Source organism: Paenibacillus sp. Root444D2 (assembly GCF_001426375.1).
Classification (GTDB): Bacteria; Bacillota; Bacilli; order Paenibacillales; family NBRC-103111; genus Paenibacillus_E.
The window spans coordinates 522,295-546,608 of record NZ_LMEO01000045.1 but is presented as its reverse complement, the minus strand read 5'-3'; the positions used below and the strand labels follow the sequence as shown (position 1 = coordinate 546,608).

The window sequence follows — 24,314 nt, the reverse complement described above, 5'->3', positions numbered from 1 at the left end:
TCTCATAAAGAGTCGCGGAAATCGCGACTTTTTCTTTTATAAGAAAGCGTATGTTTTGGAGTGAGCGAGGAGTTACCTTCCTGCCTCTCTCGCGCTGAGATGAGGGAACTACAGTGCGCTATTCCAGTAAAATGTGTCAATATAGCGAGGTTGGGGGAACTACAGTGCGCTATTCCAGCCAAAAGTGTCAATATAGCTAGGTTGAGGGAACTACAGTGCGCTATTCCAGCCAAAAGTGTCAATATAGCTAGGTTGAGGGAACTACAGTGCGCTATTTTGTTGCTGGGAAATTCAGCTCTTTTCGTGGAAATAAGGTACTCTAGTTCCGCCAACACTCTAGTATCTCTGCTTTTTGCCTAAATAGAGTCCTAAAGTTCCCTTAATAGAGAGAATAAGGTAGCTGAACGTGCTTATTTGTTCGAATTTTTGCTGTTTTGAAGGCATAAGCAAGGCAGGAGTGCTTATTGTTCGTTCATACGCCAAGAAAGGAAGGAAATGCAGCGGATAAGCACACTTTGTGGTCTTATTTTACAAAACGTTCCACAATTTGGCAGGTTAGGCACTTCTAGCTTGCCTATTTATAAAGAGGTGAATTGATGCATGCAAACAATTGAAATAAATAAAGAGTGGTTTCGAGGTGCCGTTTCAATAGAAACGAGTGATATCGGACTCCGGCCGTGGCGATTGCCACATGATCAGCTCAGCTTATTTGCTTCTAAATTAGTGGAGAAGGCAGGGGAAACAGCGGGTGTTAGAGTTGCTTTTATAAGTAATTCCACTTCAGTAGAGCTGCATGTCGCTATAACGGATAATGATATGCTGTTTGACATCGTTATAGAAAATGAGTTAGTCGGTACCAAGACCCTCATTGCAGGAGAAGAAATTTGTTTATTTACAAACTTGCCAGGCTGCATGAAGAGGGTTGAAATTTATTTCTCCCAAAAAGATGTTGTCATTGTGAAAGCGCTAAAAGTCGATGAGGGGGCATCGGTCACTCCCTTACCAAACACTCAACCCCGGTGGGTTGCATACGGCAGCTCTATTACACAATGCGGATCAGCTGAAAGTCCAGCTCAAACTTGGCCGGCAATCGTAGCACGTAACAAAGGTTGGGACCTGACTTGTATGGGATTTGCTGGACAATGTCATTTGGAACCAATGGTTGCACGCGTCATCCGTGACCTTCCCGCCGACGTCATTTCTTTATGCCTAGGCATTAATGTGATGGGTGGCAATAGTTTAAACATCCGAACGTTTCGTTCTGCAATTATTGGCCTGATATCAATTATTCGGGAAAAGCATCGCAACACTCCCCTATTTATATTTTCTCCTATTTATTGTCCTCATAGGGAGACAGACGAAAACTTAGTAGGAATGACCTTGGTTACAATGAGGAGAGAAATCCAGGAAGCAGTGAATATTCTAATTTCTTATGGGGAATCAAATATGACTTATGTTGACGGTTTGGATATTTTCGGAGAAGCCTTTATTGACAAACTACCAGACCATCTGCATCCGAACGCAGAAGGATATAGAATTATAGCTAATCATATATTGGGTAAATTGAATATTTAACTAGCTAGGTTGATGAGTGGAATTTGAGATTTTGATGATGAGTTTAAGGTTTTGAAGATTTATTATCTGTAAGGGCTTTCTTATGATGAGTTTAGCTGCTTTTACGGTTGTCTGAAAATGTTGCCGAAGAGCGTAATGATAAAGAAGAGGTGAAGTGAATTTGAACAGAAAGTCAAGAGAATTAATAATGCGTTCGAAACGGCAATCAGCTTGCTACTCGCAGCAGCTTTAACTTTAGCAGGTTTGCATTCAGGTTTATCCAAAGCACATGCAGATAGCGCAGTGGCAGGAACACCAGGCGGTGTGGATACCAACATGCTGAAATTGTGGCTGAAAGCGGATCCCGACAGCGTGACCCGCAATGGGAATGGCGATATAACGGTATGGAAGGACAGCAGTCCGCAAGGCAATGATTTCATCAATGACGGGACGGTTGGGGATAAGAGTCCGAGGGCCAAGCCGAAGTATACTCCGTCCAATCCTGCATTGAATTTCCAGCCATCGGTGCAATTTATTCGTTCAGGAAGTTCAGGCAATGGAAGTCTTTTATTGGACAAAAATGGGTTATTTGACCAGGATGAGCAGGTCGAGAAGGCGAGTGTTTATTTGGTTGCTGGGGGGCTAGCGTTATCAAATCAGAACTCTCAAATCTTTTACGAAACTTTGCAAGGAAAAGGAGTGTTCGGAGCGTATATCCCCTTTTATTCCGGCACTTCGCAAGTTTTGTGGGATTCGGGAGCTACCCTATCTGGAAATCCACGACTCACGACAGGCTATTCAATCCCTCCTCTTCAATACAATAGTTGGGGGTTTCAATATGAATCGCATCCTGCCGTTTCCAGTGCTGTTTACCAAGCGATTACGCTAGATGGGCAAACGATAGCCAAATCAACACAGGCCCGCCTCGCAATGGTTGGAAACGGAAGTAACCCGATGTCTCTCGGTTCTGCTGTCAAGGGAGGATCCGGCTATGATGGACAAATTGGCGAGATGATCGTTTTTGGCGATACGCTTACGGAAGTACAGCAAAATCAAGTGCAGACGTATATGGCCCTTAAGTTCGGAACGCCGTTGAAGGGAAAGGATTATGTATCGGCAGGCCCCTCGCCGATGGTCGTTTGGCCAACTGAGTCCAACATAACTTATGGCAAAAACATCGCAGGTATCGCACGCGATCAGCAAGGAGCATTGGCTCAAGTAACAAGCCGGAGCAGCGAAGGACAAGCATCTTCGCAGGTCATCATAACCGCTAAACAAGCTTTGGCGGATAAGCAGTACCTTCTCTGGGGCGATAACGGAAGTATGGCCTCTTCTGTGCCCTACGGTGCGGACTTCAAACAGTCAGCACGGACGTGGAAGGTCCGAAATACCGGCAATGTCGGGACCGTACAAGTTGCCTTTCCAGCGGCGATGCTTCCGCTAGGCGGCTTACTGCTGAAGAGTGGAAGCAGCGATTTCAGCCATGCGGTTCCACTGTCATTAACTCCTGTGGAGGTGCATGGCGAAGCTTACTTTGCTGCGGATACGGAGCTGGCCGACGGATCCTTTTTCACCTTTGCGGAGAAAATGCCAGCCATCCAGTTAACCGCTCTTGATGTTTGGGACGGCAGCCAAAAGATCGGGATGAATATCCCCTTCGTGCCTTCCAAGATGGAAGGGTATGAGGTCATCGTTCCACAGGTAGCTGATTCCATCCGTTTAGCCATGCAAGTCAGTGGCGGTATTTCAACGGCGGTGACCCTGACGAATCTTGAAGGGGTGAATCAGCCAATAAGCGATGTTACCCGAGTTCATCTCGCGCCGGGCATGAACAAGCTCACGATCCGATTATCAAGCGGCGATGCGATGAATACGTATACGCTGCAAGCCTATCGGCTATCGGCCAAAGGAACGAATGGCCAAGTGCAGATGAACGCAAGTACGGTTACTGCTAGTTCCTATCAGCCGAACACAACGAATATTCCCGCCAATGTCGTGGACGGTGTTTGGAATAATGATGTCCGTTGGTCGGCTTCCGGACAAGGGGAGTGGCTGCAGTTCGATATGGGGCAGCCTGAAAAAGTTACCTATTTAAATATCGCTTTCCTGAGCGCGATCGACCGTCAAACCAATTTCGAAATTATAGGCTCCAATCAAGCGGATTTTCAGAATCCGACCGTGCTGCTGCCAAAACGAAAAAGTAGATTACTCAAAGCCGAAGATGATAGTATGCAGCCCTATGTGCTGACTAATCCAGCAGAAGTTCGTTATCTGAGACTGGTTGGATATGGAAATACGGCTTCGGGCAGCTCAGGTAATTGGAATAGTATTACTGAAGTTGAACTTTATATGGGCACAGCACCCAAAGTGGAGGAACCAGCTGAGCCAAGCGGCCCTCCGCAAGCGGGCGATAAACCCGTGGAACCCCTCCCCCCGGTACGGGTGGTGAAGGTCAATTCGGCGGAAGAACTGCAGAATGCACTGGATCAAGCTGCTAAAGGGACGACGATTGAATTGCAAAATGGCACGTATACACAAAACGGCCCATTCGTTATCAAAGATAAGGCAGGTACGGCTGCTCTTCCGATTCGTATTGTCGCTGCTGAACTAAGGAAGGCCGTTATCGCAGGCGACAGCTACATGCATATTGAAAATGCAAACTATATTGAGGTTGAGGGACTTACGTTCCACTCCGGGGGTGGATCGAATCTTGGTGAGGATACGCTGCGGAGCCGAGCCGTCCCGGAAGACAGGATCGCAACGTTGAAGGGACTGCACCCGGGTGTGGAATTGTACGATTCCAGCAATGTATCCATTGTGCGCAATACATTTGCCTTGGATGAAACGGGTCAGAAATATCGCTTTACGAAGGTCGAGAACAGCGTCAATAAGCAAATTTGGTGTGTGATCGGCGTTGAAAATAGCTGCCGTTATGGCGGCACGTATGATCCGAACGGAGCCATTTATACGGGAGAAACGCCACATTCTCCGAACTCAACGCTGCTTACGGACAACGGAACCGATCGGCATTATATTCGGGTGGAGGGCACCAGCAGCCACAATCGGATCGCTTATAATGACATCGGCTCAAAGACCGGCTTCGGCGCAGTGATGACGTATGACGGTAAGGAGGCGGTTTCGCAGTACGATGTGATTGAATATAATCACTTCCATGATATCGGTCCACGGGTAAGCAACGGATTGGAAGCGATCCGCCTTGGACTTTCCGGTCTATCTTTAGCCCCCGGACATGTTACGATTCAATACAATTTGTTTGACGGATTGAACGGCGAGGACGAGATCGTTTCGGTGAAGAGCAGCGATAATACAATCCGCTACAACACCGTCTTGAATTCCTATGGAGGCATGGTAGCTCGGCACGGTCATCGCAACAGCTTTTATGGCAATTTCATTATCGCGGATGGCAAGAAACCTGGAACGAGCGGTTTCCGTCTCTATGGGAATGATCACAAGATTTATAATAATTACATGGAAGGACTTACGGATGATGCCGTTCAGCTTGATGGCGGAACGGAAGATGCGGGGCCGGAGGGAGGCACGAACCCAATTATACGTTGGGGCACTGGGCCGAACGATTTCGCGGAACTTAGGAGCCTTTCCGCAGAAAGGCAGCAGGAGTTGATGCGTGGGCATTGGCGGCAATATAATGTGCAGATTTTCAGTAATACAATCGTAAATTTAAGCAATAAAGCATCGGCCGTAATAATTGCCCAGCGCACGTTCCAACCGACCGGAACGCAAATTTTTAATAATGTTATTTTCAGTAACGCAGGGACGATATTCAATGAAACGAAAGATATCACATCCGCAGGCAGACCGGCTTATGTCGGCAACATGGCTGATGGTCTCGCCGCTGTGGCAACGAATGCAACAGTCGTAAGCGCCACTTACAAAGGTGATCTGAAGTTGGTCCGTGGCAGCGACGGTCTGATTCGCTTGTCGCCGTTAAGTCCCGCGCTTGATAGCGCCCAAGGTCCATATGTTCCTTTGGACGATATGGACGGTCAATGGCGGACGCATACTCCCGACGCCGGTGCGGATGAGTACGACCAGGCAAACGTTCCTACACTTAAGCCGCTTACGGCTGCCGATGTCGGGCCATCTGCAGGAAGGAACATGCCAGAGGAAGAGGGCAAGCCGGAGTTAAGCAGCCTTCAGATCAGCTCGAATCTGACACTCACGCCAGTTTTCCGCTCGGATATTACCTATTATACGGTGATGGCTCCCACTGGAATCGACAACTTGAAAATTACGCCGGTTTCCTTAAGTCAGAGGGCTGACATCCAGGTTAGCGTAGACGGAGCTTCGATGCAATCAGTAAGAAGCGGCAACGAAAGCGGACCGCTAGTCATTGCAGCAAGCGGCAGTGTTGTTCTGATTGATGTGTCAATGCCCTCTGGCGTTCATAAAACGTATACCATGATGATAAAACGTCCACAGATAAACAATTCGTCTTCATCGGATTCTTCATCTGTGTATAATCCAGTGCCTTTGCCTAAGCCGGTTCCTGAACCGACGATCCCACAGCCTTCGAAACCGATGGATCCCATAACAACAGCACCACTGCCTGAGACTTTTGTAGATGTGCCGAAACATTGGGCATTGGATGCCATTAGCCAGGCTGCTGCCAAAGGCATCGTAAATGGCTATTCAGATGGCAGCTTTAAACCTGACGAACCGATGACAAGGCTTCAATTCGCTGCCATGCTAGTTCGCGCTCTGGGCTTGAAGCCGGAACCAACGAAGTCGGAATTTACTGATGAGGCGAGTATTCCGGTATGGGCGGCGGGAGAACTAAGCGCTGCGCTGAAAGCAGGCATTATTCAGGGCTATGAAGACCAGACTCTGCGTCCTAATGATGCAATAAATCGAATCGAAATGGTTGCAATGTTAGTAAGGGCAATTCCACAAAGCGAGGGGACATCAACTGTGACTTCGTTTAGCGACAGTTCTCAGATCCCCCCATGGGCATTGCCGTTAGTTTCGCGAGCTAACTCACTAGGGCTAGTTGAAGGTCGGGAGAATAATGCTTTTAAACCGTTTGACGTGGCGACGAGAGCGGAAGCAGTCACGGTGGTTATGCGTATGTTGGATCACTAGGGCTAGGGTGCCTAAACCCATTTTGCGATCCAAACAGAAGGTTCTATGGACACTAGTTTTGGTCATTGCGGGACAGGCGAATCAGATTATTCATTTTCGGGATGGGCGGATATATAAAGAAGTTTAGTAGTTATAGGACCGGAAATCCGAAATACGGGTTCCGGTTTGTTTTCTTTTCTTTTTTCAGTAGGGCTAAAACCGTAAAAAATGACATGGGGATCATAAATAAACCTATACTAGAAATTTCATCAATTCATTTATAATGATTGTTGAAAGCGTTTTCCGAATAAACGATCATACGGAGGAAGGGGTTGGATTTGGAAAGAAGTTGAGCCTGCTATGTAAAGGCTGTTTTTTACGAAAATAAAGGAGGCTTTTAGATGTTCTTCTTCGAAGTGATTAAGCAGCAAGCTTTTAAAAGGGGATTAAGCTTAGTTCTTTCGTTTGCCCTAATACTTTCACTGATCAGCCTATCCGGTTTTCCGACATCATCGGTTCATGCAGCGACAGGAGATAGCTTAGGTTTATTGGAAATAGAAGTGAACAAGCCGGTAAACGCAGTCGTTGATCTGAATCAAGCAACCATTCATATATCATTGCCCTACGGCACCTTATACCAAATGTTGAATGTAATGATAAACCCGGGTGTTACCACGACGCTATTCAGAAGTAACAAATTAACCACCATCTCTTTTGCTGCCAGCGGCATTAACAAAGGAGATGCCAAGATGGACCAATTTTCAACCAGCGGAACTACTTTATATTATCTGGTGGTAACCGACAAGAATAACAGTATGAACAGCCGAACCTATACCATAACTGTTACTGTAGATATGACTTTGCCTCCTATAACAGGGATGGGAGCCAATGACAAGTATTTGCCTCTCAATATTCGAGGGGGAGAATATGTATGGGATGTTATGGGCGCATCTAAAATCGGCAATGGCAGTACTACGGGTTCTATTGAAGGCCCGAACACCCCCTCGTCTTACAGTGGGAAAACATGGTCGCAATCAGTCTATGACCGTTCTGGGGACTACCCGGTGGCTTCGACAGTTAATGAAGCATGGCTGGGGGAAAACATGTATTTGCAGACCATAGGCAGAAATGATACGAATGCACTTGCAAAATACGGGATCGCAAATATGCCAGGAACCGACAAACTAGGCACCGACATTCTGCGTTATCACGAATTTATGCCTTTTGTTACCCCGGACGGCGTAAGCCGGGACGACGGCGATCGTGGCGAAGTGGGAAGCGATCGTCAGAGGCTGGAGATTAAAAGCAACACCAACGCTGCAAGTAGCGATGCAAACAGTAAGGGCGGCGACATTGTGACCCACCACTGGAGGCTTATGCTCCCATCGGAAACTTTAAGGTTTCAGAAAGATGTCGGCGATCACCATGCCGGAGATTTTATTGCTCCCCACAGGTTTTGGCACATCTTCCAACTGAAAGAAATAGCTGGAAACGCAGCAGGACAGCCGGTAGCCACCCTTTCTCTGGTTTCAAGCGAAGGCAAAGGGCAACTAGAGTTCAGGAACAATCCTGATGGCGGCTTTGCGGACAGAATAAAGCCGTTATTCACGATTCCATTTGAACAGGTCGTTGACCGCTGGCTTGATTTTGATGTTACGATTTTAACAGCCGATAACGGTTATATATACGGTAAGCTTATCGATTTGGAAACAGGTAAGGTGCTTTTCGAAGGCGGTATGACAGCCGAAACCTACAGACGCCCTGAAGTGGAAAACCCGATTACCGGCCGAAACGAAAGAGGAGACCTGCCTGTTGAATCGGGCCAGCAAAACCGTTCCAAATGGGGTCTTTACCGGGGCATGTATAATGGTGCAGGAGATGCGGCCTATGCAGATGAATTCCAATCCGCAACCATGTATCTTTCCGATACATACTTAATTAAGAGGGATAAAGACAGCTATATTTTCCATGATGGATGGAATCCCAAAGATCAACCTAAGGATATTGTAGCGTGGGCAAGGTCGAAAGAAATTACGGTTTCCAAAGGTACAGCGTTTGGAAGTTTAAACTTGCCTTCACAGCTTGATGTAACCTTGAGTACGGGGTTGACTGAAAAGGTGAACGTTACATGGAGCTCCGCCGGTTATAACCCTGATAACATGGGCACTTACAGGATTTATGGTGGATTTAACGTTAATAGCTTGATGAACACCAAAAACATTAAGCCGTATATCGATGTTACCCTGCGGGATCTGACTCCACCGATTACGAAGGCTCAGATTGATCCGATGCCGCAGAACGGCTGGCTGAACAAGGAGGCGTCCGTCACACTGTCGGTTTATGACGATCTCTCAGGTGTAGCGAAAACGGAGTACAGGCTGGGGGATCAAGCAAATTGGCAAACCTATGCCGGACCGATCACCTTTACGAATGACGGCGTAAGCCGACTGGAGTACCGTTCTATCGACGTTGTAGGCAACATCGAGCAAACGAAGGAGCTCATCGTCCAGATTGACAAATCGAAGCCGGTTTTTGTGCTGACGGCAGACGGGATACCACTTGCGGAAGGTGCAGTTTTCTCAGATGATCGCCCGATTACACTTCTTCTGAACGCGAACGATGCACTATCCGGTTTAGCGACCAAGGAACTCACCTTGAACGGAGAGCGGCTAACGAATGGCGCTTCCGTTGATTTGGCTGGTAAGCTTGGCCTTCATACCCTGAGGGTCGTCATCACCGACCAGGCAGGCAATACGATGGATGAGTCTGTCGGCTTAACAATTACCGCCACCCCCGAAGGAGTATACAAACTGATGGATCGATATATCGAAGCCGGTGAATTGAAGAGTCCATTGGTTGAACAATTACGCAACAGTTTGAACCAGGCTTTGCATCAATTGGACAAAGGCGACAAGGACAATGCGGCCAAACATATGCAGGACTTCCTGAAGCATCTGAATAACGAGCCGCAGGCGAATAATGTCTCCGCAGCCGTGATGTTCGTCCTCGGAACAGACGCCAATGCTTTGATCACAGAATGGTCCGCGAAGTAAATAATACAGCATCGTACAACACATAAACAAAAGCATCCGGCCCGGATTGGCGGATGCTTTTGCTCTCTGGACTTAGGACGGCTGCCATTGAGGCAGCCACTTTTTAATTGGAGTGGGAGGAATCCGATGTTTAACGTGTTGATCGTGGACGACGCATGAAGTGGATGTACTGATTACGGATATTAGAATGCCGATCATGGATGGAATAAGCTTGGTGAAGTCGCTTAGAAAGCATAACGAATCGTTGAAAATCGTCATTTCCAGCGCATACGGCGAATTTGAATATGCGAAGAAGGCCATCGAGCTTGGCGTGGAGCATTATATATTAAAACCAGTCGACATCGAAGAGTTCAGCTATCGCAGATCATAAAGAATAAATTGACGTATAATTTAATTTGTCTTACAATATGACTTATAATAACTATTTCCTTATTTTATATTATTTTTTAATGAAGGGAAGAGAACAATCTGATGCAGGATATGAAACATGAGCAACTGAATAACCGTTTTTCAGGCACGCCGATCATTACTGAAATGCAGGTCATTCCTGTGGCTGGATACGACAGCATGCTGCTTAATCTCAGCGGTGCACATGCTCCTTTCTTTACACGCAATATCATTATTCTTAAAGATAACGCAGGCCATACGGGTGTTGGTGAGGTCCCGGGCGGTGAAAAGATTCGTCAAACACTAGAGGATGCACGGGCGCTCATCATTGGTCAATCCTTAGGTCAATACAATAATATTCTGAACACTGCTCGCAAGTTGTTTGGGGATCGAGATGCTGGAGGACGCGGTTTGCAGACCTTCGATCTACGCATCACAATTCACGCAGTTACTGCTTTGGAAGCAGCTCTGTTAGATCTTTTGGGGAAATTCCTCGGTGTTCCTGTTGCTGCGCTCCTTGGCGAAGGCCAGCAGCGTGACCGTGTAGAGATGTTAGGTTACTTGTTCTATATCGGCGACCGTAATCGAACGAAGCTTCCTTACTTGAGCGGACAGGATAGTGAGGATGACTGGACAAGATTGCGTAACGAGGAAGCGCTTACACCGGAAGCTGTCGTGAAACTAGCTGAAGCGGCCTACAAGCGATATGGCTTCAATGACTTCAAGCTGAAGGGCGGCGTGCTTCGCGGAGAAGAGGAGATCGAGGCCGTCACCGCGCTAGCTGAACGTTTTCCGCAAGCAAGAATAACGCTGGATCCTAACGGCGCATGGTCTTTGTCTGAAGCCATTCGCCTTTGCCGAGATCAATACCATGTATTGGCGTATGCCGAGGATCCTTGCGGAGCTGAAAATGGTTATTCTGGACGTGAGGTCATGGCAGAGTTTCGCCGTGCTACCGGGCTGCCGACAGCTACGAACATGATCGCCACGGATTGGCGCCAGATGGGACACACGATTCAAATGAACGCGGTGGATATTCCACTTGCGGATCCGCACTTCTGGACGATGCAAGGCTCTGTCCGAGTGGCTCAAATGTGTCATGAATGGGGTCTGACGTGGGGATCGCATTCTAACAATCATTTTGATATTTCGCTGGCCATGTTTACCCATGTCGCTGCTGCAGCACCGGGAAAAATCACAGCTATCGATACCCATTGGATTTGGCAGGATGGACAGCGTCTGACCAAAGAGCCGTTCCCAATTGTCGGAGGCATGGTGGAAGTTCCGAACAAGCCAGGTTTGGGCATTGAGATTGATAGGGTTGAAATTGAGAAAGCGCACCAGCTTTATAATGAGAAAGGGCTTGGAGCACGTGATGATGCGATGGCTATGCAGTATTTGATTCCTGGCTGGAAATTCGATCATAAACAACCTTGTCTTGTACGGTAAACGAGAAAATCAAATGAAATAAAGGAGAGTTCACAATGGACATTAATCTTATTCGCGGAGTCATACCGCCTATCGTTACACCCGTTGATGCTGATGAATGCGTGGAAGAGCAGGGACTACGAAGGGTAGTCGAGCACGTTATCGCAGGAGGGGTGCACGGTATCCTTTCTTTAGGCAGTAATGGTGAATTTTACGGATTGGATCATGAGCAGCAGGAGCGGGCAGTTCGCATTACGATTGAGCAGGTTGCGGGCCGGGTGCCGGTTTATATGGGGATTGGAGCCATCACGACTAAGGAATGCATTCAGTTAGCCAGATTAGGTGAATCGTTAAATGCTCAGGCGATTACAATATTACCTCCCATGTTTCTTGCGCCTTCAGAAGAAGAGTTGTATCAGCATTTCCGTAAAGTAGCTGAAGCCACTGCTTTGCCAGTATTGCTTTATAACAATCCGGATCGCGTGGGGAATAATATTTCCGTTAACTTGATTGAACGACTTGCCGATATTCCCAATATCGTCGGAGTGAAAGATAGCAGCGGCGATCTAACCTTGACTTCCGAGTATATCCGCAGAACACGGGAAAAGGGATTTAAGGTCATGGCGGGAAGGGATGTCATGATCTTAGGCTCATTGGTTTACGGTGCTGTAGGTTGTGTCGCTTCAACGGCGAATATTGTGCCGGCATTGGTCGTTGAAATTTACGAGAAGTTTATAGCCGGGGATGTAACGGGAGCTTTGGAAGCCCAGTTTAAGCTGGCTCCTCTTCGCATGGCTTCTAATCTCGCTAGTTTTCCGGTGGTGACCAAGGAGGCTATGAACCTCATCGGTCTTGAAGTGGGAGGCTCGATCTTGCCGAACACGAGCTGCTCCGAAATCAATAGAAATAAGCTTGCTGACATATTGAAGCAGATGGGAGCTCTTAAATGAAAATGAAAGTAGGATTCATCGGGTTGGGTATTATGGGTAAGCCCATGAGTAGGAACTTGTTGAAAGCGGGTTATGAGCTAGTTGTTCTCGGTACAAGTAAGAGTGCTTCGGAGCTTGCAGCGGCGGGAGCCAAGACGGCCTCTACACCTAAGGCCTTGGCTGAGCTGGTGGATGTCATTATAACCATGCTGCCGAATTCACCGCAGGTGAATGAAGTAGTTTTGGGCCCGAATGGCGTCATCGAAGGGGCTAAGTCAGGAGCCGTCGTTATCGATATGAGTTCGATCGCGCCTCTGACCAGCCAGGAAATCGCCCGGAAGCTGGCGGAAAAAGGGATAGAAATGCTTGACGCACCAGTGAGCGGGGGAGAGCCTAAGGCGATCGCGGGGACTCTTTCGGTAATGGTTGGCGGAAAGAAAGAAGTATTCGATCAGTGCTATGATGTGTTAAAAGCCATGGCTGCCTCTGTCATACGTACAGGAGATATCGGAGCAGGGAATGTGACCAAGCTGGCCAATCAGATCGTGGTTGCCATTAACATTGCCGCGATGTCCGAAGCGTTCGTGCTCGCGAGTAAGGCTGGCGTTCAGCCAGAGCTCGTTTATCAGGCGATTCGCGGCGGTTTGGCCGGCAGCACTGTCTTAGATGCAAAAGCGCCGCTGGTGATGGATCGCAATTTTGATCCGGGATTCCGTATCAACCTGCACATAAAGGACTTGAGCAACGTCTTGGAAACCTCCCATGAGGTAGGCGTGCCACTACCGCTCACGGCTGCGGTCATGGAGATGATGCAGGCTTTGAAGGTGGATGGAATGGGGGATTGCGACCACGGCAGCTTGATTCGCTACTATGAGAAAATGGCCAAGGTTGAAGTTAATAGGTAAGAATCAAAGAGTCCGAGAATCAGATGAAAACCTCTTATCACCTATAAGGGGGTTTCTTTGTTAAGTATAGAATTATCAGATTTTTGTGTGCAAGAAAGAGAGGAGAGAAGCACAAATGCGTATTATATTAGCACCCGATTCATATAAAGGGAGCTTATCTGCCCTTGCTGTTGCTGATGCTATGGAACGAGGGATTCGGGACGTATTCCCTGATGCTGTAGTTAGCAAGGTACCTATTGCTGATGGTGGTGAAGGTACGGTAGAAGCACTTGTCATGTCTACCGGCGGTCAAATGATCCAACAAAAAATTGTAGGACCTTTGGGTGAAGAAATCGACTCCTATTGGGGGATTCTCGGCGATGGAGAAACCGGGGTGATCGAGCTTGCCGCTGCTTCCGGATTACCATTGGTACCGAGGGAACAAAGGAACCCGCTGTTGACGACGACTTATGGGACTGGACAATTAATCAAAGCCGCTCTTGAATACGGACTACGAAAGCTAATTATAGGTATCGGAGGCAGCGCAACTAATGACGGCGGAGCGGGAATGGCACAGGCCTTAGGAGTCAAATTCCTGGATTCGGACAACAACGAGCTACCCCAAGGTGGAGTGGCTCTTGCCAAACTCGTACGAATCGATTTATCCGATTTGGATAAGCGTATTGCCGAAACGGATATTAAGGTCGCATGCGACGTCGATAATCCGCTGTGCGGGCCGTTAGGTGCATCCGCGGTTTATGGTCCGCAAAAAGGTGCCACATCCGATATGGTGGCTCAATTAGATCATGCGCTTAAGAATTATTCGGTTGTTGCCCAATTGTCAACACGCAGGGACGTTGCACTTATTCCGGGTGCCGGTGCAGCCGGCGGTGTAGGGGCAGGACTGTTGCTTTTTACGAATGCGAAGCTGATCCCAGGCATTCAACTTGTGTTGGAAGCTGCAGATTTCGCTGAAAAGCTTAAGAAGGCGGACCTTGTCATAACCGGTGAAGGCTCCACCGACTTTCAAACCGCGCACGGTAAAGCCCCTGTTGGTGTGGCTAAGATCGCCAAACAGGCGGGCATCCCGACGATCTGCTTATCCGGTGGGTTAGGTACAGGTGCTGATGATGTACTTCAACATGGAATCGACGGACTGATGAGTATTGTGCCCCGGCCCATGGAATTAGAGCAATGTATAGAATCGGCTGAAGAGCTTATTCAAACAGCCACAGCTAGAATATGCAGATTAATTAGCATTGGGATCAAGATGAAATAATATCATGGCTATGGGGCTGCATTGTTATTTCATCTAATTCGTCTTACAATATGATTATGCGTATTAGTCAGCTTAGAGAGAAGGGTAAATATGGTAGAACTTAAAGGAAGCGTTGAATTGGAGACTGTTAAACGAAACACGCTGCCCAAGCAAGTCGTTGACAGCATTGTTCAGCTGTTGGTCAGCGGTCAGCTTAAACCTGGAGATAAACTGCCATCCGAGATGGAACTGATAGATATGTTAGGCGTGAGTCGGCCAGTTCTGCGGGAAGCATTAAGTTCGCTCGAAGCACTTGAAGTGATTACGAGAAAAACCCGTGGCGGCACCCATTTTAATAATAAAATCGGCAGCAATCCGTTCTCGGTAATGCTGGCTTTGTCCATTGGCAACCTTCCAGCGATCATCGAAGCGCGGATGGCATTAGAATTGGGACTTGTGGCCATGGCGGCAGAAAAGATCACGAACGAGAAGTTGAAGCGATTAAAGGAAACCATAGATGAAATCGCTGGCAGTGTTGATAACAACTATGGGGAAGCGGATAAGGAATTTCATCGGATTATCGCATTGAGTGCGGACAATCCGATCATTGAAGGGATGATAGATCCTCTGCTTATCACCCATGACAAAATGGATAGACAAATTAGGGAACGTGAACGTGATGTAACGGTCCAATTCCATACAGATATCTATAATGCACTCGTTAATCGGGATCCACACGAAGCGTTTACTCATATGTACCGCCATCTTAGTTATGTCCGAAATAAGCTTTTGCAGGTATATCAAAACGAATAAGCGGTCCATGACGGCCCATTTAAAAAGTCTGCCAATCTCTCGCGACTGCGATACAGAGATCAAGCAGACTTTTTTCGTTCAATTCTATCCACCATGTATATGTATATACGCTTCAATTCTATAAAGGGCAGAGGTTAAGATAGTACGATGCAACTGAAAAGAATGGTAACTGGGGTCCGATTTAACCTATAAGCTGCAATTTCACTGAGAATTTAGATGGTTCGATCCGTACTATTGCCAGTTGTAACCGCGAAACTTATGATTTGAATTGTGATCGATACACAGATGAATTCAGTCAGGGGGGACGGCGGATGAAGGAGCAGTATGAAGCTCAGTTACAAATGAGAACCAATTACCGTTTCTTTAAAGAATCTTTGTTCATAAGGGATATTGTCAGGGATCGATGGTTATATGTAATCTTATTACCAGGCATTTTATATTTTATCATTTTTAAATATGTTCCAATGTTTGGCTTACTCATGGCTTTTGAGGACTATAAACCGCATCTAGGTTTTATGAATAGTCCCTGGGCAGGGCTGAAGCATTTCGAACGATTTTTTTCAGAGCCTCAGTTTTGGATACTGTTCCGTAATACCATTTTGTTAGCGATTTATAACTTGGTGTTTTTCTTCCCGCTGCCTATCGTACTAGCGCTTATGTTGAATGAAGTTCGAATTGGGCTATTCAAACGCTTTGCTCAGACGCTATTGTATTTGCCACATTTTATTTCATGGGTAGTAGCGGTTGGTATCTTCTATGTGTTATTTACAACTGAAGGTGGAGTAGTAAACGAACTGCTCCAAAAAATCGGTTTCGAGAAAATTCCGTTCATGCTAAGTGAGGATTGGTTCAGACCGATGATCATTAGCCAGTCGATTTGGAAAGAGGCAGGCTGGGGAACGATTATTTTCCTCGCAGCGCTGTCCGGAGTCGATCTTCAGCTATATGAAGCGGCTCGTATGGATGGAGCTGGGCGATGGCGCCAGTTGTGGCATATTACATTACCAGCTATTCGCAGTACGATCGTCATCTTGTTTATTCTACGCTTGGGCAGTTTTTTGGACACGGGTTTCGAGCACATCTTTCTGATGCTTAACTCCATGAACCGAGAAGTCGGGGAAGTGTTTGATACTTTTGTATATATGAAAGGCTTGACGCAAGGACAATACAGCTATAGTGCCGCGGTCGGGATGTTTAAATCCCTGGTTGGGCTTGTCCTCGTACTCGGGTCCAATTGGATAGCGAAAAAATTCGGCGAAGAAGGCGTATATTAAAAAGCGTCAGGAGGCTGTCAATATGCTGGCAGAGGATAAGAATTGGAGCAATCGGCTGTTTAATACGGTAAACTATTCGTTGTTGACCCTTGTATCCCTAATCACAATCATTCCTTTCGTATATATCGTTTCAATGTCTTTTGCTTCCCCAGGGGAGGTGGCTAAAGGCGGGCTGCTCTTATTTCCTTCGAAGTTTACCTTAGGGGCATATAAATACATCTTTTCCACCGATACGATGGTTCGGAGTATTCTTATCTCGATTTATATTACAGTGTTCGGAACGTTGATCAACCTGCTGTTGACCTCGTTTACCGCTTACCCGTTGGCTAAAGCGACCTTACGAGGGCGCAAGACGATACTTCTCATGATTTTAATTACGATGCTGTTCAGCGGAGGTTTGATCCCGACCTACTTTGTAGTCAAGGCCTTCGGTATGATCAACACGTACTGGTCCCTGATGATTCCGACTGCTATAAGCGCATTTAATTTAATCGTGCTCAAGAACTTTTTTCAGCAAATTCCCGAAAGCTTAGTAGATTCGGCGAAGATCGATGGCTGTAATGATGTAGGGATTTTGTTTCGTATTATTTTGCCATTATCGATGCCGGCGATGGCTACCTTCGGACTTTTCTATGCCGTGGGACATTGGAATACATTCTTTAATGCGGTGATGTATATGAACGATGCGGAGAAATTTCCAGTCCAGGTTATTTTGAGACAAATTGTTTTGTTATCTCAGGATCAAATCGGGAATACCACATCACAGCAAGATCCAACTGACTTTTTACCGCAGACTATTCGAATGGCTTCCATTGTAGTTGCGACCGTCCCGATTGTGCTCGTCTACCCGTTCTTACAGAAGCATTTTGCCAAGGGTGTGCTATTAGGATCGGTAAAAGGATAACTCTTTCTCGAAGAGTTTCCGTTTCCATAAACAAACATTCAGGAGGGGTTATGTATGGTATGTAAGCGCTGTATTACTGTGGTTTCATTACTGACGACTATAAGTGTTTTAGCGGGGTGCGCAGGCGAGAAGAGTTCACCAATTGCACAGCAGGACAATACACCGCTGGAAGTTACTATTGCTACGCCTCAAATCGGAGAAGCTCCGAAAAAAGGCAGTGAAGTGGAGCAGGCTATCGAGAAATATACGAATTCAAAAATCGATATACAATGGATTCCATCCGCTGCTTTCGAAGATAAGAAAAACATCATGATTGCCTCTAATGAAATGCCCAAAGCATTTAAAATTACATCAAACGCCACTACGCTTAGCGCGATCCAATCCGGCTTGTTTTGGGAGATCGGCCCTTTGTTGAAGGATTATAAAAACTTATCAGGTGTCAACGCACTGTATTATGAAAATTTAAAGGTTGATGGCAAGTTATATAGTTTGCCTTTGTATCGGGACATTGGCCGTGCCGGTATCACGTATCGGAAGGATTGGTTTGATGAACTTGGCCTAAAGACGCCGGTAGCCTTAGATGACTGGTATAACCTCATGAAGACCATCGCGGAGAAGGATCCTGATAAGAATGGTCAGAACGATTCGTATGGTATTTTTCTTGATAAGTCCTATAACGACCCGGTTGCCAGCAGCTCCTTTCTGACCCGACTTGCCGTTTCTCAGGGAGCACCGAATAAATGGGGGATAGAAGGAGGTAAGGTGACAGCTGAATTTATGACCAAACCATATTTCGAGTCCATGAAACTGCTTCGCAGACTATATCAGGAAAAATTAATCAATCAGGACTTTTCCGTTGTACAAACAGCTGATGCCGATAATAAATGGAATGCAGGCAAGGTGGGGATTCGGGTTAATACCGTTGCCTCGGCAGCTGCGACCTCGCAAGACAATCTAAAGAAAGCTGTACCTAATGGTGTAGTTGATATTGCACCTTATATGGGACCGTCAGGCAATCGTGTACCGGCTGAGCCCGGCAATAACGGCTTCTTCGTCTTCCCGAAATCGAGTGTTAAGTCGGAAGCGGAATTAAAGCGACTGCTGGGCTTCTTCGATAAACTGCTGGAGCCAGAGATGTCGACACTTTTAACCAGAGGGATTGAGGGCAAACATTTTACGAAGACGGCTGACGGAAAAGCAGAGTTTAAAGACTTGACCCAATTTAATCTCGAGGTTAAGCCATATCGTGACAGTCTGCCTTCATTTGAGGTGACCGGAACGGGTCTGCCTCTGAAATTATCAGATTTGCAGGCGAAAGGTTGGAAGGTCATTGCTGACAACCTGAAGAATGTGGTGCCCAATGTGGCTTTAACAATGAACTCCAAGACGTATTCTGAAAAAGGCGGAGAATTGGATACATTAATTCGTGATGCCCAAACCAAATTTATTATGGGGAAAATTGATGAGGCTGGTTGGCAAGCAGAAGTGGATAAATGGAGAAAAGCCGGCGGTGATAAGGTGATTGAAGAATATACGGCTGAGTATGCGAAGCAGAAGAAGTAAGACACTCTAATTCTAGTATTTGTATGCATAGGCATCGTAGATTCCTCTGATATAATGGTAATGTCGAATCCTTGAAAGCGAAGAAAGGAGAGGTTTCCGTTGCCAAAATACTTATATCGAATGCTTGTCTTCTCTCTTCTGCTCAGCGCAGTTCCGGTCGTTTGCATTGGGCTCATCTCCTACTATATTGCCTCAAAGGATATTGGGAAGAAAGTTAATGAGGGGAATGTACAGATCCTGCTGCAAAACCAGATGCGAATGGAGCAAATCTTAAAGAACGTGGAAATGGGCGCTGTACAGTACATCAACTCACCGTTGGTAAGCGATTTCATCTACCATGATTTACAGAATGATGATTTTCAAACGATCAACAATCTCTCCAAAGGCTTGTATAATCTTCATTCGATTGCAGGTGTGGCCGACACGCAGCTGATTAACTTGGAGCACGACTGGATGATCAGCAATCTCGGATTTACAACAACAGACGATTTTGTGAATCGAGATTTACTGAGCGATTATGCCAAGCGCCCGCAAAATTTATTTTGGTTAGCTACTATCGGTAAATCCTTAGATGAAAATAAGATCCGGTTGGTCGTCAAGCTTCCAATGATTGCCTCTACGACCACTCCTAAAGCGTTGTTGATGATTGACATGTCGCATGATGCTTTACTGAGTAATTTGGCCCAAAATACCCAATTAGGAAATATTTATGTGCTTAATCGAAACAGGGAGCCGTTCTTAGCTAGTTCCAGCACTGTAGGGATCCAGCCTTCCATCCTGCAAAGGATGAATGTCGCGACGGAACCAGAGGGGGCCTTTGAAACAAACGATATGGGGGTCAACTATAGAGTTTCCTCTTATAACGGCTGGTCCTATGTTTCGGTCGTGTCCATTGATGCAATTACGAAGGAATCTAAGAAAATTGCCTTCATCACCTTAAATGCTTGTGTGATTATTTTTATTCTAATCGCATTAGCCGCCTTCTACGGAACCCGCCGCATGTATAGGCCGATCCATCGGCTATTTATGATGATGGAGCAGTTCGGAGGAGAGTCCAAAGGGAATAAAAAGCGGGATGAATTCGCATTAATCGAAGAGCGCTTTTCTTCCTTGTTTAGCACGAGAAAGCAGCTTCAGCAGCAGCTGCAGGTTCAGAGTGGGCAGGTGAAGGAATTTTTCTTATTGAAGTTGATCATGGGACAGGTCACAGAGAGTGAATTCTCCTATAAGTATGAGACCTATGGCTTTGGGGAAAAGGGGAAGGCGCTAGGAGTACTCGCCTTGCAAATCGATTCTCTAGAGGGCACCAGATATTTGGATAGCGATAAGGAGCTGCTGTTATTCGCGATTAATAACGTCGTTGGGGAGCTGATCCCCAATGACCGTATCCTGGGTACTTTGCTGCTGGACCAGTCTCAGGTGACGCTTCTGCTAGGAGATTCTGAGGATCCGGATGAGTTGAAGGGCTACTTCTACCAAATGGCGGAGCTTATGAAGTCGAAGGTGCACGAGCTGCTTCAGCTCAAAATCAGTATCGGCATCAGTCGGCCGTTTCATAGGTACACGAATGCGATGGATGCCTACTCAGAGGCGTTGGAGGCTTTGAAACGCAGAATTAGTCTTGGAAACGAGCTCATCCTGGGCTATGAAGATATCGAACCGGTTCACCGGAACAGCGTTCAGCCTGCTGCTTCTTGGAATCACCTTGAAGAGAGCTTGATGAATGGGCTTAAAACAGGCGATGCTGCTTCTGCTTACGAGCATTATAACCAGTATGCGTCAGCGATTCTAGAGAAGAGCGTTTCGTTCAATGATTTTCAAATATTTATGCTTCAATTAATCGCCAAAATTTATCGGCTTGTTGGGCAGCAAGGTGGCATGCTGGATGGATTAGTCGGCGCCAAATCGGTCATTATCCGATTCATGAAATTGAATACGGCGGAGGAAATTATGACGTGGTTTAAGACGGAGCTGATCCCGCCCACCCTTGCCTTCCTGCAAAGCCGTATTGATTCGCAATATATCAATATTGCCCACCAAATGATCGAGCTCATTCACGAAAAATACGATCAGGATCTTACTTTGGAATCGTGCGCTGCGCAATTCCGATTTCATCCCGTTTATTTGAGCCGAGTGTTCAAGAAAGAGATTGGAACGACGTTTATCGATTATTTGACGAATTACCGGATGAATATGGCGAAACTGTGGTTAAAGGACAGCAATATGAAGATTACGGAAATCGCGGAGCGTCTCAACTATACCAACTCCACAGGATTTATCCGGACCTTCCGCAAAGCTACTGGCATGACGCCGGGCCAGTATCGAGAGGCCCTTTCGAGATCACAGTAAACGCAAGCTCGGTGACTGAACCATAATCTCTTTATCCATCATGGAGGTGCACCTGTTGACCTATGAATTGGTAGAAAAACTGAAAGCAGCCTATATGTCCAGTGAGAAGTGGTATTCCGTAAGGTGGCATTATATCGAGGGCTGTATCTTAAAGGCATATTTGGACAGCTACGAGCAAACCGGCAGTGAAAGAGAATATAACTTTGTAAAAAGCTATATCGATCGGCTATTTGATGCCGATGGTAATATCCCTGAAATCCAGATCGGCAGTTATAATATCGACCAAATCCGGATGGCTGGAGTTTTGTTTACGCTATACCAAAGGGAGCGGGAGCCCAAATATAAAAGGATCATGGATATGTTGTATCAGCAGTTGGCTTCTTACCCGAGAACGAGTTCCGGTTCGTTCTGGCATAAAGAAAACTATCCCTACCAGGTTTGGTTGGATGGATTGTATATGGGGCAGCCGTTCTATGTTCAGTACGTGAAGCAATTCGTAGAGGTCAAGGATTATTCCGATACGCTGCAGCAGTTCAAAAATGTCCGCCAATTTATATATAACAACGAGAAGCGGTTGTACACCCACGCTTATGACGAGAGTCGCGACATTTTCTGGTGCGATAAATCAACAGGGCAATCACCAAATGTGTGGGGGCGTGCGGTCGGCTGGTTCGCGATGGCACTGGTGGATGTGTTGGAGCTGCTTGAAGGAGAGCCGGCAGACACCGGCATCCTCAAAGCCTATATCAAGGAGCTTATAGATGACATGCTGCCGTACCAGCATAGCGAGGGTATGTGGTATCAGGTCGTGGATAAGAAGGAGCATTCAGGAAATTATCTTGAAGCCAGCGGCACACTGATGTTAGCTTATGCCATTATGAAAAGTGCACGATTGGGATATCTGTCAAAAGAGTATGCCGTATACGGCATACAGGCTTTTAACGGAACGATTGCTCGTTACCTGAGGGAAGAAGACGGTGAAGTGCTGTTAGGCGGCATTTGCCGAAGTGCCGGCCTTGGCAAAAAGCCGGAAACCGGACAAATGCGAGATGGCAGTCTTGCGTATTATTTCTTCGCCGAACAAATCGTAGACAATAACGGGCATGGTGTAGCACCGCTGCTGATGGCCTACAACGAGATTAATCGGCTTGGTGTTAATTCCGATCCTGATGATATCCGTGAGACCGGGATCATGATATAAGGAGGACATATATATGTCTGAGCGAGCAAAAAGTCAAAATGAAACGCCTCTTTACATAAAGGTTCACGCCGAGGATAATGTTGCGATTATCGTTAATTCCGGTGGGTTGTCTAGAGGGAGCATCTTTTCTTGTGGTCTAGAACTTAGGGATAGCATTCCGCAAGGGCATAAAGTAGCCCTAATTGATTTAGAGCAGGATGAACCTATCGTTCGCTACGGTGAAGTTATCGGGTATGCGGATAGTCGGATCCTACAAGGTAGTTGGGTGGAGGAGAAGTTGGTAAGACTCCCTACACCTCCTGAGTTAGATGAGCTGCCGATTGCCAATCATATACCGTTACCGCTGCCGCCGCTTGAAGGGTACACTTTTGAGGGATATCGTAACGAAGAAGGCAGTGTCGGCACGAAAAATATACTGGGAATCACTACCAGCGTTCAATGTGTTGCAGGGGTGCTTGACTATGCAGTGAAAAAGATTAAAGAACAATTGCTTCCGGGCTATCCAAATGTAGAGGATGTCGTGGCTTTAACTCATAATTATGGTTGCGGAGTTGCGATTAATGCTCCTGATGCTATCATTCCGATTCGCACCATTCAAAATATCGCGACCAATCCCAATTTTGGCGGTGAAGTTCTAGTAGTAGGGTTGGGTTGTGAGAAGTTAATACCGGAAAGATTACTTCCGGACGGAGACTCTTCCAACATCGTATCTCTGCAAGATCATCATGGTTTTATGATTATGATTCAGTCCATTATGAGTATGGCGGAAGAGAAATTGGTAAAGTTGAATCGACGACAGCGCGTAACTTGTCCTGTATCCGACCTAGTAGTTGGTTTACAATGTGGAGGAAGTGATGCTTTTTCTGGGGTGACGGCGAACCCGGCGGTAGGGTTTGCCGCTGATCTGTTGGTTCAAGCTGGCGCAACGGTTCTATTCTCAGAGGTCACCGAAGTGCGGGATGCCGTTCACCTGCTAACGCCGCGCGTAATCAATCAAACAGTGGGCCAGGCATTAATACAAGAAATGAAGTGGTACGATCATTATTTGCAAAAAGGTCAAGCGGATCGGAGTGCGAATCCGTCACCGGGAAATAAAAGAGGCGGCTTGGTGAATGTGGTGGAGAAGTCACTCGGATCGATTATCAAATCGGGTAGCAGTCCCATTGTAGGCGTATTATCCCCGGGTGAAAAAGCGACTCAAAAAGGGCTCATTTATGCGGCGACACCTGCAAGTGATTTTGTGTGCGGTACTTTGCAACTAGCCTCGGGGGTAAATATGCAAGTTTTTACAACGGGTAGAGGCACACCTTATGGGTTAGCGATGGCACCAGTTATTAAAGTTTCTACTCGGAATTCTTTAACGGAACAGTGGCATGATTTAATCGATGTGAATGCAGGAACGATAGCAACGGGTGAAGCAACTATTGAAGAAGTGGGCTGGGAGATTTTTCGCATGATCGTAGATGTAGCAAGCGGGAAAAAGAAGACTTGGGCAGACCACTGGGGATTGCACAATGCTTTGTGTCTGTTTAATCCAGCTCCAGTAACCTAGTCAATGTAGGGCGTTGTATGACGTTAATCCAAATTGAATAAATGTAATGAATAAACAGCCCTGTT

General features: G+C 46.6%; 14 protein-coding genes and 1 pseudogene. All 15 read left to right on the top strand.

Features of this window, described 5'->3' with window-relative positions; genetic code table 11:
- Positions 1-600: 600 nt before the first annotated feature.
- A complete protein-coding gene (locus ASD40_RS23915; RefSeq protein WP_057305653.1) occupies positions 601-1,575 on the top strand; it encodes an SGNH/GDSL hydrolase family protein in 975 nt (324 codons plus the stop codon).
- 243 nt (positions 1,576-1,818) lie between these two features.
- Positions 1,819-6,675, top strand: a complete 4,857-nt coding sequence (locus ASD40_RS23910) for an S-layer homology domain-containing protein (RefSeq protein ID WP_156390171.1) — start codon at positions 1,819-1,821, stop codon at positions 6,673-6,675.
- A gap of 380 nt (positions 6,676-7,055) precedes the next feature.
- On the top strand, positions 7,056-9,707 hold the full coding sequence (locus ASD40_RS23905; RefSeq protein ID WP_057305651.1) for an Ig-like domain-containing protein: 2,652 nt from the start codon (positions 7,056-7,058) through the stop codon (positions 9,705-9,707).
- Between the two features lie 157 nt (positions 9,708-9,864).
- Positions 9,865-10,077 (top strand): annotated as a pseudogene (locus ASD40_RS23900) (response regulator); the annotation flags it as partial.
- Between the two features lie 101 nt (positions 10,078-10,178).
- Complete coding sequence (gene gudD / locus ASD40_RS23895) at positions 10,179-11,543, top strand: glucarate dehydratase (RefSeq protein WP_200957459.1); 1,365 nt, start codon at positions 10,179-10,181, stop codon at positions 11,541-11,543.
- Between the two features lie 35 nt (positions 11,544-11,578).
- On the top strand, positions 11,579-12,472 hold the full coding sequence (gene dapA / locus ASD40_RS23890) for a 4-hydroxy-tetrahydrodipicolinate synthase (RefSeq protein WP_057305649.1): 894 nt from the start codon (positions 11,579-11,581) through the stop codon (positions 12,470-12,472).
- Positions 12,469-13,356: a 2-hydroxy-3-oxopropionate reductase gene (gene garR / locus ASD40_RS23885; protein ID WP_200957458.1), complete on the top strand. Its 888-nt coding sequence runs from the start codon at positions 12,469-12,471 to the stop codon at positions 13,354-13,356. The genes dapA and garR overlap by 4 nt, the downstream gene beginning before the upstream one ends.
- 115 nt (positions 13,357-13,471) lie before the next feature.
- Positions 13,472-14,614: a glycerate kinase family protein gene (locus ASD40_RS23880; RefSeq protein ID WP_057305648.1), complete on the top strand. Its 1,143-nt coding sequence runs from the start codon at positions 13,472-13,474 to the stop codon at positions 14,612-14,614.
- A 90-nt stretch (positions 14,615-14,704) separates the two neighbouring features.
- The gene (locus ASD40_RS23875; protein ID WP_057305647.1) at positions 14,705-15,406 is read left to right on the top strand and encodes a FadR/GntR family transcriptional regulator; all 702 of its coding nucleotides are present in this window, start codon (positions 14,705-14,707) and stop codon (positions 15,404-15,406) included.
- 341 nt (positions 15,407-15,747) lie between these two features.
- On the top strand, positions 15,748-16,680 hold the full coding sequence (locus ASD40_RS23870; protein WP_235549409.1) for an ABC transporter permease: 933 nt from the start codon (positions 15,748-15,750) through the stop codon (positions 16,678-16,680).
- Positions 16,681-16,702: 22 nt separating this feature from the next.
- Positions 16,703-17,584: a carbohydrate ABC transporter permease gene (locus ASD40_RS23865; RefSeq protein ID WP_082562411.1), complete on the top strand. Its 882-nt coding sequence runs from the start codon at positions 16,703-16,705 to the stop codon at positions 17,582-17,584.
- A gap of 54 nt (positions 17,585-17,638) precedes the next feature.
- Positions 17,639-19,147 (top strand): extracellular solute-binding protein, encoded by a 1,509-nt coding sequence (locus ASD40_RS23860; RefSeq protein ID WP_057305645.1) that lies wholly within the window; start codon positions 17,639-17,641, stop codon positions 19,145-19,147.
- 99 nt (positions 19,148-19,246) lie between these two features.
- A complete protein-coding gene (locus ASD40_RS23855) occupies positions 19,247-21,496 on the top strand; it encodes a helix-turn-helix domain-containing protein (protein ID WP_057305644.1) in 2,250 nt (749 codons plus the stop codon).
- 46 nt (positions 21,497-21,542) lie between these two features.
- Positions 21,543-22,697 (top strand): glycoside hydrolase family 88/105 protein, encoded by a 1,155-nt coding sequence (locus ASD40_RS23850; protein WP_235549408.1) that lies wholly within the window; start codon positions 21,543-21,545, stop codon positions 22,695-22,697.
- 13 nt (positions 22,698-22,710) lie between these two features.
- On the top strand, positions 22,711-24,249 hold the full coding sequence (gene garD, locus ASD40_RS23845) for a galactarate dehydratase (protein ID WP_057305642.1): 1,539 nt from the start codon (positions 22,711-22,713) through the stop codon (positions 24,247-24,249).
- Positions 24,250-24,314: the final 65 nt, after the last annotated feature.